The following is a 14,570-nucleotide window of genomic DNA, read 5'->3' as shown; positions in this document are numbered from 1 at the left end:
CAGTGCCTCCTCAAGGAACGTTCACGGGCTGTTCGCGGGCGAGGAGGCGGTCGATGGCGGCCGTCTCCGCAGTGTCGGCGTTTCGATCGGTACGGCGGCGCTCCGCCATCATGTAAAGGTACGGCCGGGCCGCCTCGCGGTCGACATGGTCGAGAAAGGCCGCCAGCATGAGCGGGCGCCCCCGCCGCAGTTCGGGGTCGCGCAACGGGAATGACGCGACAGCCAGCCAGGTGGAGGCGACATCGGCGGCGGAAGCGCCACGGCCGGCATTGGCCCAGTCGATGACCCTGGGGCCGTCGTGAGTGAGCAGCACGTTGTAAGGGTGCAGGTCCAGATGGAGCAACTTGCCACCCCCACAGGCCGCCGGCAGCCAGCCCGGGGCGCGTACGGCCGACAGCTTGATGAGCAGCTCCCCGAGGAGCGCGCCGTGCTCGGACATCCGCCACGGATGGGCGACGGCGTCCTCGGGCAGGCTCGGGCCGTCGATGCGCTCCATCAGGATGTCGGAGCCGTCGGCGTCGAACACCTCCGGCGCGGGAAAGCCGCCACGCCGGGCATGCCGCATGACGGACGCCTCGCGTTCCAGGCTCCGGCCGTCCTTGGCCCGCCGGATGACCTTGCCGGCTCCGGCCTCGAAGACGTCGCAGTCCCGTCCCGACCCGATCAGACAACCTACGCGCATGCCGCCAGGCTAGGCCGACAAGCGCCGCGATTGACCGGGCTGCCGGTGGCAGCTTCTCCCCGACGATTGGTGCCATCAGGTACGCCGCAGGATCGGCCAGAGGGCGGACCAGGAGACGGGGGCGGCGCCGCAGAGCTGGATGACGTTCTCCGTGACCTTGTTGTCGAGGTCGTAGCCGGTGTCGACCGGGCCGATGAGGCGGCAATCGGTGAATCGGGCGGGAATGCGGCGGTTCTCTCCGGCGTGGACCAGGAGGACGGGGCCGCTGGCGGTGTCCGGGGGCGGGCCCCAGTCGGCGTAGCTCATATGTCCCGAATAGGCGCCAGGGAGGCCGTAGTCAGGGCCGTACTGCGCGATCGCGGCGGCTTCACCGTAATTCTGGGCGAAGATGACGGCTCGGGCGCGGTCCGCTTCGGGGATCTGGTTCCAGGCGTCCCCCACCGACCGGACGAACTCCGGCCACCCGATCTGCTCCCCCACCTCGGCGTTCAACGCGTTGGGCAGCTGCGCGGCGGAGGGCGGCAGGACTGGCAGGCCGACGACGATGTTGACGGCCGCCGCGACCGCGACGCCCGCGACGAGCACGACCGGCCGAGCCCAGCGCATGATGGGCTCCACACCGGCGGCCATCGACACCAGCAACAAAGGCAGCACATAGTACGACTTGCCGCCCGTAATCAGGACGATCACGACGAGCAGCGCGGTGGCCACGGGGAACAGCCGGGCCCAGCGGATCGCCGGGTCCCGCCACAGGCGGATCAGACCCGCCACCCAGAGCGGGACGAAGATCGGGGAAAGCTGCACGATCAGCAGCGGGACGAGCATCGCGCGGTTCTCGCCGCCGTCCTCCTCGCTGATCCCGGCCGCGACCGCGAACTGCGGCCAGCCGTGCGCGGCGCTCCAGATCAGATTGGGGGCGGCGATGACCAGGGCGACCAGCGCGCCGATGGGCAGCCAGCGGGTGCGCAGCACGTGCCTCGGCCCGACCAGCAGGAGCGCCAGGAAGAGGCTCACCACCAGCAGCGCGATGAGCTGCTTGTTCTCCATGCCGACGCCGATCGCGACGCCGATCGCCAGGAACCAGCGGCCGTCGCCGGTGCGGAGCAGGCGCAGCACCAGCAGGCTGACCAGCAGCCAGGCGAACATGTCCAGGGTGGCGGTGGCGAGCAGGTGGCCGAGGCCCAGGACGATCGCGGACGTGGCCGCGCAGCAGGCGGCGACGAGTTGCACCCGGCGATCGCCGCCGAGCTCGCGGGCGATCAGCGCGACGGTCACGACCGCGGCCACGCAGAGCAGCGTCGCGACGACGCGGAGCGCGAACGGGCTGTCGCCGAGCAAAGCAGTGCTCGCGCGGGCGAGCAGCGGGGTCAGCGGCGGCTGGTCCACATAACCCCAGTCGGGGTGGTCGCCGGCGACCATGAAGTAGAGCTCGTCGCGATGAAATCCGTACCGGCCGGATAAGGCGGTCAGCACGGCCGCGAGCAGCGCCGCGACCGCGGCGACCGGACCCACCGCGAAGGGTGGCAGTTCCCCGAGGCGACTTTCGCCTTCCTCCGGCAACGTTGTGTCAGAGCGTTCGATAGTCACCCGGAGAGCATGACAGCTGCCCGTCACCCTGAACAGATCGTTGCGGTCAAGCCGTAATAGGACTGTATCCGCAGGTCAGGCGGCTTGGAAGCGGCCCAAAGGGCGACCGGGCGCAACCCCTGTCTTCGCGGCCGGGCGGGTAGGGGGGTGACCCCTATCGCGGCGACTCCGGAAGAACCGCCGCGCCGTTGGCCTGTTGTCTCCGGCCACTTCTTGCCAATAGCGGCCGGGCCGCCCGCCGCTATTGTAGCGGTAACTCGATTTCAGTATTCAACCGGTGGCGTATTCGTAACGCCGCCCGAATTTCCAATTCGCGGGGCACGCGAAAAGCGGACGTCTTTTCGGTGTGAATACTCAAGGAGGTGACACGTTGCTGCAAGCCATCGATCTTGTCAAACGATATGGTTCGGTCCTCGCTCTGGACGGATTCAGCCTGAGTGTGGCGGCCGGTGAGATCGTCGGCCTGGTCGGGCACAACGGCGCGGGCAAGACGACCTTCGTGGAGATCGTTTCGTACCTGATCCGTCAGGACAGCGGTCACGTGACCATCGACGGCCGGCCGCCGTCGGCCAGCAAGGGCCAGGTCGGCGTCGCGCCGCAACATATCGCGCTCTACCCGTCGATCACCGTGCGCGAGCACCTCATCCTGTTCGGGAAGCTCGCCGGGCTGCGCCGCACCGCGCTGGACAGCGCCATCGAGGACCTGACCGTCGCGCTGCGGCTCGGCGCGTTCCTCGACCGGAAGACGGCGGGGCTGTCCGGCGGCCAGCAGCGCCGCGTCCAGGCGGCCACCGCGCTGATCCACCGGCCCGGCCTGCTGCTGCTGGACGAGCCGACCGCGGGCGCCGACCTGGAGACCCGCGAGGCGATGCTCGACGTCGTCAAGCAGCGCGCCGGCGACGGCGCCGCCATCGTCTACACCACCCACTACCTGCCCGAACTGGTCGAGCTGCAGGCCACCATCGCGGTCGCCAGGAACGGCAGGATCATCGCGCGGGGCACCTACGACGAGCTGGTGGAAGGACTGCCCGGCGAGGTGTGCCTGATCCACGACAACGAGGAGGAGGTCCGCGTCTCCACCACGCAGCCGGCGGCCACCCTGATCGACCTGCTCAGCCGCGCCGAGCGGCCGATCAGCACGATCGAGGTCCACAACCCCTCCCTGGACGACCTCTACCGATCCCTGGCGGTCAGCGATGCTTCTTGACACCGGCTACCGGGCCGGGCCGATCGCCACGCTGCGCGAATCCGTGTACCGGATCGGCGCGCTGGCCAACCACAACACGATCATCCGGCTCCGCGACCCCGGCCAGATGATCAGCTACCTGGTCATGCCGATGGTGTTGATGCTGGTCCTGAAGCCGCTCTACGTGCGGGCGGTCGAGGGCGGCACCACCAAGGTGGTGACCGGGCTGCTGGTCATGTTCTCGGTGTTCGCGATCTCCATCGCGGGCAACGCGATCCTGGCCGAGCGGACCTGGAAGACCTGGGACCGGCTCCGCGTGAGCCGGGCGCCGGCCGCCGAACTGCTGCTCGGCAAGACCCTGCCCATCTACCTGGTGATGATCGTGCAGCAGGCCATCCTGCTCGGGTACGGCTGCCTGGTCATCGGCCTGCCCATCCCGAGCAACATCCCGCTGGTCCTCATGTCCATCCTGGTCTGGGCGTTCACGCTGCTGGCGATCGGCGCGCTGCTGGCCGCGATCGTGCGCAGCCACGGCGAGCTCAGCGTGATCTCGGACGTGGGCGCGCTGACGCTCAGCTCGCTCGGCGGCGCGCTGGTGCCGCTGAGCCTGATGCCGGACTGGGCGCAGGTCGCCGCGCACGTGTCTCCCGGTTACTGGGCCCTGGAAATGCTGCAGGCCGCGGTCGCCGGCGACACGGCCGGCACCATGCTGCCCGCGGCGATCCTGCTGGGGATCGCGCTGATCGCCGGCGTGTTCGCCATTCGCCGGCTCACCCGCGGCTGGGGCCGCGGCGGGCTGCTCTGAAATCCAAATCGATTTCCCACAATAAAGGGGCATGTTGATGAATCAGCAACATCCACCTGGTGACTCGCGATACGCCGCGGACGAGTCCGATATTGCGATCATCGGCATGGCCGGTCGATTTCCGGGAGCCAATGACGTCGAAACGTTCTGGCGGAACATCAGCACCGGCGTCGAATCCTTCACGCAATTCTCCGACGCGGAGCTGATCGAGGCGGGCGTCCCCGCGACGACGTTCTCGAAACCGAACTATGTCCGGAGCCGGCCGATTCTCGAGGAGATCCGCGGCTTCGACGCGGCGTTCTTCGGCTACAACCCGCGCGAGGCCATGCTGGCCGATCCGCAGCAGCGGCTCTTCCTCGAATGCGTGTGGGAGGTCCTGGAGTCGGCCGGGTACGGTTCGACCGACAACCGTGGCTCGGTCGGCGTGTTCGCCGGCATGAACATCAGCGGTTACCTGCTGACCCGGCTGCAGGCGTTCGCGATGGGCATCGACCCGTCCGCGCTGATGATCGGCAACGACAAGGACTCGCTGGCCACCAACGTGTCGTTCCGGCTGGACCTGTCCGGCCCGAGCGTGACCGTGCAGACGTTCTGCTCGACCTCGCTGGTGGCGGTGCACCTGGCCAGCGAGGCGCTGCGCCGGGACGAGTGCGACATGGCGCTCGCGGGCGGCGTCTCCATCCGGATCCCGGACCGGACCGGTTACCTCTGGGAGGAGGGCGGCCAGGAGTCGCCCGACGGCCATGTGCGGACCTTCGACGCCGAGGGCCGGGGCAGCATGTTCGGCGACGGCGCGGCCGTGGTCGCGCTGAAGCGCCTGGGCAAGGCGATCGCCGACCGGGACACCGTGCTCGCGGTGATCCGCGCGTCGGCGATCAACAACGACGGCGCGATGAAGTTCAGCTACCTGGCCCCCAGCATCGACGGCCAGCGCCGCTGCGTGTCCAAGGCGATCGAGAAGGCGGGCGTGGACCCGTCGCGGATCTCGTACGTGGAGGCGCACGGCACCGCCACCGAGGTCGGCGACCCGATGGAGGTCGCGGCGCTGACCAGGGCGTTCGGGCAGACCGAGAAGAAGCAGTATTGCGTCCTGGGCTCGATCAAGCCGAACGTCGGCCACCTGGACCGCGCCTCGGGCGTGACCGGTCTGATCAAGGTCGTCCAGTCGCTGCGGCACGAGCTGATCCCGGGGACCTTGCACTACAACGCGCCGAACCCCGAAATCGACTTCGACACCAGCCCGTTCTACGTGACGGCCCAGCCCACCCCCTGGCCGCGCAGCGCCGGCCGGCCGCGCATCGCCGGGATCAGCTCGCTCGGCATGGGCGGCACCAACGCGCACGCCATCATCTTCGAAGCCCCTCTCCCGGCCCCGCGCCAGGAGCGCCCGCGCCGCTGGCAGATCCTCCCGGTGTCGGCCCGGTCGGCCGCCGCCGCCGAGCGGGCGCTGGCCCGCCTGAGCGAGGGCATCACCGCCGACATGGACCTGGGCGATGTCGCCTACACCCTCCAGGTGGGCCGCAAGGTCTTCAACCACCGCAAGGTCGTCATCGCCGACAGCAACGCCAAGGCCGCCGCGCTGCTCGCGGACCCGGCCGGGGCGCTGGGCCGTACCGACACGACGGTCGGCCGCAAGGCCGGGTTCCTGATCGCCGGGGTCGGCGAGCAGTACCCGGGCATGGTCGCCGCCCTGTACGAGTCCGAGCCCGGCTTCCGGGCGGACGTGGACGAATGCGTCAGCGTGCTGGGGCTCACCGAAGCCTCCCAGCTGTCCGACATCTTCGTCGCGGCCGCACCCGGGCAGGCCGCCGATCTGGCCGCGCTGCTCGGCCGGACCGGGAACGCGTCCCCGCAGTCCACCCCGAACGCGCATCTGATCCAGCCCGCCGTGTTCGTCGCCGAGTACGCGCTGGCCCGGCTGCTGATGAGCTGGGGCATCAAGCCGGAGATCATGGTCGGTTACAGCCTCGGCGAGTACGTCGCGGCCTGCCTGTCCGGGGTGCTGTCGCTGGCCGACGCGCTGCGGCTGGTCGCCTACCGGGCCAAGCTGATCACCTCCCAGCCCGAGGGCGCGATGCTGGCCGTGGCCGCCGACGAGAAGCGGCTCAAGTCCCTGCTGGGCGACCTCGATCTCGACATCGCGGTCCGCACCGGCTCGCAGCTGGTGCTGGCCGGGCCGGAGGAGACCGTCACGGCCGCCGCCGCGCTGCTCAGGTCGGCCGAGATCGGCTGCCGCCGGCTCCAGACCACGCACGCATTCCACTCCCGGATGCTCGCCCCGATCGCGGCCGAGCTGACCTCCTGGATCAGCGCCAACGTGACGCTGAACCCGCCGGCCATCCCCTACGTCAGCAACGTCACCGGCGCGATCGCCACCGCCGACCTGGTCACCGACCCCGGCTACTGGGCCCGCCACATGTGCGAGACGGTGGAGTTCGGCGCCGGGCTCGCGCACGTGCTGCGCGGCGGCGACCTGGCCCTGGCCGAGATCGGCCCCGGGCAGTCGCTCGGCGCGCTGACCCGCGGCCACCCCGACTGCGACCGGAACCAGTGGCCGCTGATCGTCACCACCCTGCCCGGCCAGGGCGACCAGGTCGAGACGCTCGCCGCCACCGCGACCGCGGTCGGCAAGCTCTGGCTGGCCGGCGTGCCGGTCGACTGGGACGCGCTGCACGCCGGCCCGGACGCCGACTGGACGCCCGGCCGGGTGCCGCTGCCGACCTACCCGTTCGAGCGGCAGGACTACTGGCTGGAGATCGACCAGTCCGCGCTGGGCACCGGCGTGCCGATGCTGGACGAGAGCGACCCCACCAGCATCGCGACCGCGCTGCCGCGCCTGCCGGACGAGCGGTGGATCAACGTCCCGGTGTGGCGGCAGACCGCGCCGCAGCTGGTTCGCGAGGAAGAGCTCACCAAGTGGCTGATCTACACCGACACCGGCCTGGCCGACACGCTGACCGCGTCCGTACGCGCCGGTCTGGACGCGCTCGGCCACGAGGTCGTGCTGGTACGGCCCGGCGACGCGTACCAGGACGGCCCTGACGGCATCGTCGTCCGGCCGGGTTCCCAGGAGGACATCGTCGCCGCGCTGCGCGCGCTCGGCAGCCGGGACTTCCAGCCGGAGCGGGTCGTGCACCTCTGGACCGCCGATCCGGCCCCCGGCGGGGGCGACGCCACCCAGGAGTGCCTCAAGCGCGGCCTGCACACGCTGGTCTCGTTCGCCCGCGCGGCGGTCGACCTCGGCCTGCCGGCCTGGGCGCTGGACATCGTCACCGTCGGCAGCCAGAAGGTGCTGACCGGCGACGAGATCCTCCCCGAGCGCAACACGCTGCTCGGCCCGACCCGGCTCATCCCGGTCGAGTACCCGAGGGTCAAGACCCGCCTGATCGACATCGACGCCACCACCGGACCGGCCTCCCTGCGGGGGCTGCTGGCCGAACTGCGGGCCGACCCCGCCGACCAGGTCGTCGCGCTGCGCGAGGGCCGCAGGTGGACGCCCGGCTACGAGGTGCTGGACGCCGCCACCATCGACAGGACCGACCCGGCCGTGGCGGTGCGGCGCGGCGGGACGTACCTGGTGACCGGCGGTCTGGGCGGCATCGGCCTGGGCATGGCCGAGCTGCTGGCTGAGAAATACCAGGCCAACCTGGTCCTGATGGGCCGCACCCCGGTCCCGCCGAAGGACCAGTGGAGCCAGATCCTGGCCGCTCCCACCACCGCAGACGAGGTACGGCGGCGCGTCGAAGGCCTGCGCCGGCTGGAAAGCGGCGGCACCGAGGTCATCACGGTGGCCGGCGACGTGTCCCAGGTCGCGGACGTGCGGCGCGCGGTCGGCGCGGCGATCGAGACGTTCGGCGAGCTCAACGGCGTGCTGCACTGCGCCGGCGTGCCGGCCGTCGGCCTGATGCAGTTCAAGACGGTGGCCGACATCGACCGCACGCTGGCCCCGAAAGTGGCCGGTTCGCTGGCCTTGGCCGAGGTGCTGAAGGACGTGCCGGCCGACTTCGTCGCCCTGTACTCCTCCACCACCTCCGCCACCGGCGGCGGCGCGGGCCAGGTCGACTACTGCGCGGCCAACGCGTTCCTGGACTCGTTCGCGCTCAGCGACCCGCTGCCCGGCACGCTGGTCACCTCGGTCGACTGGTGCGAGTGGACCTGGAACGGCTGGACCGAGGGCCTGGAGAACTACGACGAGGGCTCCAAGCAGTACTTCACCTGGTACCGGGGCCTGTTCGGGCTCAGCTACGAGGATGGCTTCGAGACCCTGATGCGCGTGCTGGCCAGCGGCGAGCGGCATGTCGTCGCCTCCACGCAGGACTTCGCGCCGCTGGTCGCGATGAGCCGCAAGTCCTCGATCGAGAGCCACCAGGCGACGGTCAAGAAGCTCAGGGACGCGTTCGGCCGGCACCCCCGACCGGACCTGTCGACCGCGTTCGTCGAGCCGCAGTCCGAGACCGAGGAGAAGATCGCCGAGGTGTGGACCGAGGCGCTCGGCCTGGAGTCGGTCGGCGTGCACGACAACTTCTTCGAGCTGGGCGGCAACTCGCTGCTGGGCATGGAGATCATCACGGAGGTCCGCAAGGCGCTGGGGCTGTCCTACCTGCCGCCGCACATCCTCTACCAGTCGCCCACGATCTCATCGCTCGCCGAAGCTGCCACCGCGGGCGAGGCCAAGGAAGAGCAGACGGCCGACGTGCGCGAGCAGCAGCGCACCTCGCGCATCGAACAGCGGCGCAACATGCTCCGGAGTGGAAGGACATCATGACGGAAACCGATTACGACTCGGCGGTGGCGCTGATCGGCATGTCCGGTCGTTTCCCCGGCGCGGACAGCGTCGCGGAACTGTGGCGCAACGTACTGTCCGGGATCAAGGGCCTGCGCGAGATCACCGATGCGGAGCTGCGCGAGACCGGCGTCGAGCCGGGGCAGCTCGCCGACCCGCGCTACGTGCGGATCGGCGGCCCGCTGGCCGACCTGGACAAGTTCGACGCGACGGTCTTCGGGATCAACCCCCGCGAGGCCGAGATGATGGACCCGCAGCACCGGCTGTTCCTGGAGTGCTCGTGGGAGGCGCTGGAGAGCGCCGGCTACTGCCCCACCGACGTGCCGGGACAGGTCGCGGTGTTCGGCGGGTGCGGGTTCCCCGACTACATCGTGAAGAACATCTTCCATCTGTCCCACCAGCCCGGCGGGGCGCTGCTGATGGCGATCGGCAACGAGCGCGACTCGCTGGCCTCGCTGGTGTCGTACAAGCTGGGCCTGCGCGGCCCGGCCGTGTCGGTGCAGACGTTCTGCTCCACCTCGCTGGTGGCGGTGCACCTGGCCTGCCAGAGCCTGCTCACCTACGAGTGCGACATCGCGCTGGCCGGCGGCGCGTTCACGCCGCTCCCCCAGCCGGCCGGCTACCTGTACGAGCAGGGCGGCATCATGTCGCCGGACGGGAAGGTCCGCAGCTTCGACGCCGAGGCGAGCGGCACCGTGATGGGCAGCGGCGCCGGCACGGTCGCGCTCAAGCGGATGTCGGACGCGATCGCCGACGGCGACGTGATCCACGCCGTCATCCTCGGCTCGGCCGCCAACAACGACGGCCGGATGCGGGCCGGATACACCGCGCCGGGCGTGGACGGCCAGGCCGAGGTGATCGAATCGGCGCTCGGCGTGGCCGGCGTCAAGCCCGACACCATCGGGTATGTCGAGTGCCACGCCACCGGCACCATGCTGGGCGACTCGATCGAGCTGGCCGCCATGAACCGGGTGTTCACCCAGCCGCGCGAGATCCCGGCCGTGCTCGGCTCGCTGAAGCCGAGCCTGGGCCACCTGGACCGGGCGTCCGGGGTGACCGGGCTGATGCGGGCCGCGCTGAGCCTCAAGCACGAGCTGCTGCAGGGCGTGCCGGACTACGTCCAGCCGAACCCGGCGCTGGCGACGGCGCGGGACCGGTTCACCGTGCTGACCGAGCACCAGCCCTGGCCCGAGGGGCCGCACCCGCGCCGGGCCGGGGTCAGCTCGTTCGGCCTCGGCGGCACCAACGCGCACGTGGTCCTGGAGCAGGCGCCGCCGCGCGCGGCACGTCCTGACCGGCCGGGCCCGCACCTGCTGACGTTCTCGGCGGCCGACGAGACCGCGCTGAACCAGCTCGGCGAGCGGCTAGCCGGCTATCTGGCCGGCGACTCCGCCGAGGATCTGGCGGACGTGGCGTTCACGCTGCAGGTGTCGCGCGGCGGCTTCGCGCTGCGGCGCGCGGTCGTGGTCGCCGACCGCGACGACGCGATCCTGGCGCTGGCCGACTCCGCCCGCTGGATCGGCGCCAAGACCCAGCGCCGCAACCCGAAGGTCCGACTGGTCACGCCGGAGAGCGCGCCGGAGGCCTGGTGGCCGGAGCTGCTCGCGGCGATCGACGCCGTGCTCGGTATCGAGGACGGCACCGACCGCGGCGACGCGCTCGGCGCGCTGGCGGACGGGCTGCGCCGCCTCGGCGTGCAGGTGACGCGCGAGGACGCGGCCGAGGAGATCATCGTCTCCCCCGCCGACAGTGAGCCCGCGGCCGAGTGGCTGCTGGCCACGCTGGCCCGGCTGTGGCAGGCCGGCAGCACGATCGACTGGACCGCGCTGCACCGCGGCGCGGGCCGCAGGGTCGAGCTGCCCACCTACCCGTGGCAGAAGCGCCACTACTGGGTCAAGGCCAACCCGAACATCCAGGCCGCCCCGGTCAGCAACGACAAGACGTTCGACCGGTCGAAGTGGACGTACCTGCCGACCTGGAAGCAGCGCCCGTTCGCGGTCGCCGACCTGGACGAGCGGCTGCGGGCGGCCGGCCCCTGGCTGGTCTTCGCCGACGACGCCCGGGGCGAGGCCCTGATCGACCGCCTGAACGCGGCGGGCGCCGAGGTCACCGCGGTCCGCCGCGGCGCGACCTTCGACCAGGACGACGCCGGAAATTTCACGATCCGGCCGGACAAACCCGATGACATGGCCGAGCTGCTGTACTCGCTGCTGGTCGCGCCGCGCGCGATCATCCACGGGTTCAGCCTGGCCGGGGCCGAGCCGGAACCGGGCCAGGACCCGGTCGAGCACTTCGACGCCGAGCAGCGCCGCGGCTTCTACTCCGTGCTGGCGCTGGCCAGGGAGCTGGTCGACAACAGCGGTTCCGCGCCGCGCGCCGAGCTCGCCCTGCTCACCTCGCGGGCGGCCGGCGTGCTCGGCTCTGACTTGCGCCACCCGGAGCAGTCCACGCTGGCGGCGCTGGCCCCGAGCCTGGCCCAGGAGAACCCCCGGGTCCGGGCCCGCACGATCGACGCCGACACCGTCGCGCCCGGCGACGAGGCCGCGCTCGGGCAGCTCACCACCCAGATCCTGGCCGCGATCCTCACCCCGCACGAGGGCCCGGTCGCGGTCCGCGCCGGCGAGACCTGGCTGCGGACCTACGAGCCGTTCCCGATCGACGAGCTGACCGACGAGACGCGCCCGATCAAGGACGGCGAGACCGTGCTGATCACCGGCGGCCTCGGCGACGTCGGCCTGGTGCTGTCCCGGCACCTGGCCGGCAAGTACGGCTGCAACCTGGTCCTCACCGCCCGGTCGCCGCTGCCGCCCCCCGAAGAGTGGGACACGTTCCTGGCCGAGACTCCCCCCGGCGGCGAGCGCACCGCCCGGCACCTCCGCAACATCCTGGACCTGGAGAGCCGGGGCGCGAGCGTGCTGTGCCTGTCCGCCGACGTGGCGGACGAGGGGCAGATGGCGGCCGTCGTCGAGGCGGCGGTCGAGCGGTTCGGCGGGATCGACGTGGTGGTGCACGGCGCGGGCGTGCAGGACGGGGCGTACTTCAACTTCGCCCACCTGATGGACCGCGACCAGTGCGACGCCCACCTGGCGGCCAAGGTCAAGGGCTTCCACGTGCTGCAGAAGGTGCTCGGCGAGCAGGCTCGCGACCGGCGGGTCACGCTGTCGTCCATCGCGGCGGTGCTGGGCGGCATGACGCTCGCGCCGTACGCGGCGGCCAACGCGGCGCTGGACGCCTACATCCGGCAGGCTCGGGTATCCGACCGGGGCCGCTGGGTGACCGTCGACTGGGACACCTGGAGCATCGACGCCGGCCGCCTGGAAGGCCACAGCGAGGCCGTCGTCGGCTTCGCGATGGCCCCCGCGGAGGGCGTCGACATCTTCGAGCGGGCCCTGTCGGCCACCGACCGGGTCGGCCACCTGGTCATCTCGACGGGCCCGCTGGACGGACGGCTGGCGCAGTGGGTCACCGGCGACATCCACAGCGCCGACGACGCGTTCGACGACCAGGAGCGCCACCCCCGGCCGGACCTGAACAACCCGTACGTGGAGCCGAAGGAGGGCACCGAGGCGGCGCTGGCCGAGATCTGGTCGCGCGTGCTGGGCATCGAGCCGATCGGCGCCACCGACAACTTCTTCGAGCTGGGCGGCCACTCGCTGCTCGCGATCGAGCTGACCACCAGGATCCGCAAGGCGCTGAACGCGTCGGTCCCGGTGACCGGCCTGCTGGAGTGCCCGACGGTGCGCCTGCTGGCCGAGCTGCTCGACGACCGGGAGGCGGAATGAAGCAACCGGAGTACCTGCGGGCGATCCAGGCGTTCGCCCGCAGGGAGCTGACCGGCAAGGACGCCTACCTCGACTCCCTGGCCGAGGCCCCGCTCCCGCTGTACGAGCGGTTCGCCGACACCGGCCTGGCGAACTGGTGGGTGCCGAAAGAGCACGGCGGCCCCGGCCTCGGCCTGGAGGAGAGCGTCCGGATCGTCGCCGAGCTCGCCTACGCCGACGCCGGCGCCGCGTTCACCCTGTTCATCCCGGTCCTGACGACCAGCATGCTCTCTTGGTACGGGTCCCCCGAGCTGCGGGACCACTACCTGGGCAAGCTGGTCGCCGGGAACGGCTTCTGCGCGACGCTCGGCAGCGAGCACGCGGCCGGCAGCGAGCTGGCCAGGATCACCACGACCGCCCGCGCCGACGGGGACCACATCGTGCTGAACGGGGAGAAGGCGTTCTCCACGAACGCCGACTTCGCCGACTTCCTGGTGGTGATCGCCCGCGCCGAGGACGACCCGGCCGGCTACCTGGCCGTGCTGGTCCCCCGGGACATCCCGGGCGTCCGGATCGACAAACGCTGGGACGTGCTGGGGCTGCGCTCCTCGGCCACCTACCAGGTGACGCTGGAAGGCTGCCGCGTGCCGGCCGCCAACGTGCTGCGCGGCAACGGGCTGCGGCTGCTGGAGGTGGGGCTGAACGCCAGCCGCATCCTGATCGCCACGACCGCGCTCGGCATCGCCCGCCGGATCCGCGACGTGTGCATGGAGTACGGCAAGGCCAAGCAGGTCAAGGGCATCGCGCTGGCCAACAACGCGGTGTTCGCGGCCAAGCTGGGCCAGTTCGAGATGCAGATCGACGTGATGGCCAACCAGTGCCTGGCCGCGGCCCGCCAGTACGACGAGATCGCGGCCCGGCCGGACGCGGGCGAGGAGTTCCTCCGGGTGGGCACGCTGAAGGCGGCGCTGACCACGAAGATGTTCTGCGGCCAGACCGGCTGGCAGATCGCCTCGGCCGCGTCGGAGATGTTCGGCGGCGTCGGGTACACCCACGACGCGGTGATCGGCAAGCTGCTGCGCGACGTGCGGTACGTGTCGATCGTGGAGGGCGGCGACGACGTGCTGCGAGACCTGGTGTTCAGCCGGTACGTGGTGCCGGTTTCTAAGCGGTCGTGACAGCGGTTGTAACAACGGCGCCCGCATAGCCGGGCGCCACGTCCAGCCAGCGAAGGGAACGCGACGAACCCACCGTCGCGTTCCCTTCCGGCGTTACCAGCGTGTCCCGCAGGCCGGACAGGCCGACCCCGACCGCCTTGACATACGCCTCCTTGGCGCACCAAAACCGGAAATATCCCTCTACGGGGGACGCGGCCCGGGTCAGGTGGTCCACCTCGGCGGGCTGGTACAGGTGCCGGGCCATGGCCAGGTGATCCAGATCGTGACGGACACGCTCGACGTCCACGCCCACCCGCAGGCCCGGCGGAGCCACCGCGATCAGCGCCCACTCCTCCGAGCGCGACAGGTTGAAGTCGATCGGGTGGCCGACCAGGTACGGCCGGCCGTTGTGCTCGGTGCCGAAGACGAGCCCGGCCGGCGGCACGCCGGCCAGGCGCCCGAGGACCGCGCGCAGGGCGGTGTGCGCGACCGTGAAGCGGCGGCGCTCGACCGGGCCGGCCAGCGCCGCCGCGCGATCCCGTTCCGGCCCGGAAAGCGGCGAGGCCCACCTCGCGCCCTCCGGCTGATCGAGGTGAACCCGCCACACGC

The 14,570-nt window shown here is 71.2% G+C and carries 8 protein-coding genes; 5 read left to right on the top strand and 3 right to left on the bottom strand.

Features of this window, described 5'->3' with window-relative positions; all coding sequences use genetic code 11:
• Positions 1 to 10: 10 nt before the first annotated feature.
• Positions 11 to 682: a phosphotransferase gene (locus Aple_RS35280; protein ID WP_155349085.1), complete on the bottom strand. Its 672-nt coding sequence runs from the start codon at positions 680 to 682 to the stop codon at positions 11 to 13.
• Positions 683 to 757: 75 nt separating this feature from the next.
• Complete coding sequence (locus tag Aple_RS35275; protein WP_218038660.1) at positions 758 to 2,269, bottom strand: glycosyltransferase family 39 protein; 1,512 nt, start codon at positions 2,267 to 2,269, stop codon at positions 758 to 760.
• A gap of 370 nt (positions 2,270 to 2,639) precedes the next feature.
• On the opposite strand from Aple_RS35275, the gene Aple_RS35270 reads away from it, so the two are divergent.
• Genes Aple_RS35270 through Aple_RS35250 form a run of 5 tightly spaced genes read left to right on the top strand, consistent with a single transcriptional unit; the run spans position 2,640 to position 13,982 of the window.
• Positions 2,640 to 3,476 (top strand): ABC transporter ATP-binding protein, encoded by an 837-nt coding sequence (locus Aple_RS35270; protein ID WP_155349084.1) that lies wholly within the window; start codon positions 2,640 to 2,642, stop codon positions 3,474 to 3,476.
• Positions 3,466 to 4,260, top strand: coding sequence for an ABC transporter permease (locus Aple_RS35265; RefSeq protein ID WP_155349083.1), 795 nt, complete (start codon positions 3,466 to 3,468; stop codon positions 4,258 to 4,260). The genes Aple_RS35270 and Aple_RS35265 overlap by 11 nt, the downstream gene beginning before the upstream one ends.
• 37 nt (positions 4,261 to 4,297) lie before the next feature.
• Positions 4,298 to 9,025, top strand: coding sequence for a type I polyketide synthase (locus tag Aple_RS35260; protein ID WP_170321811.1), 4,728 nt, complete (start codon positions 4,298 to 4,300; stop codon positions 9,023 to 9,025).
• Complete coding sequence (locus Aple_RS35255; RefSeq protein WP_155349081.1) at positions 9,022 to 12,825, top strand: SDR family NAD(P)-dependent oxidoreductase; 3,804 nt, start codon at positions 9,022 to 9,024, stop codon at positions 12,823 to 12,825. Before Aple_RS35260 ends, Aple_RS35255 begins: the two co-directional genes overlap by 4 nt.
• A complete protein-coding gene (locus Aple_RS35250) occupies positions 12,822 to 13,982 on the top strand; it encodes an acyl-CoA dehydrogenase family protein (RefSeq protein WP_155349080.1) in 1,161 nt (386 codons plus the stop codon). Before Aple_RS35255 ends, Aple_RS35250 begins: the two co-directional genes overlap by 4 nt.
• Here the strand turns inward: Aple_RS35250 and Aple_RS35245 are convergent.
• Positions 13,969 to 14,568 carry a 4'-phosphopantetheinyl transferase family protein gene (locus tag Aple_RS35245; protein ID WP_170321810.1) on the bottom strand — a complete coding sequence of 200 codons (600 nt, stop codon included), beginning with the start codon at positions 14,566 to 14,568 and terminating at the stop codon, positions 13,969 to 13,971. The two genes, Aple_RS35250 and Aple_RS35245, sit on opposite strands and share 14 nt — an antisense overlap.
• Positions 14,569 to 14,570 lie beyond the last annotated feature (2 nt).

The organism is Acrocarpospora pleiomorpha, assembly GCF_009687885.1.
GTDB classification, from domain to species: Bacteria; Actinomycetota; Actinomycetes; order Streptosporangiales; family Streptosporangiaceae; genus Acrocarpospora; species Acrocarpospora pleiomorpha.
Note: the sequence above shows the minus strand (reverse complement) of the source record. Positions and strands in the feature narration are given on the sequence as shown.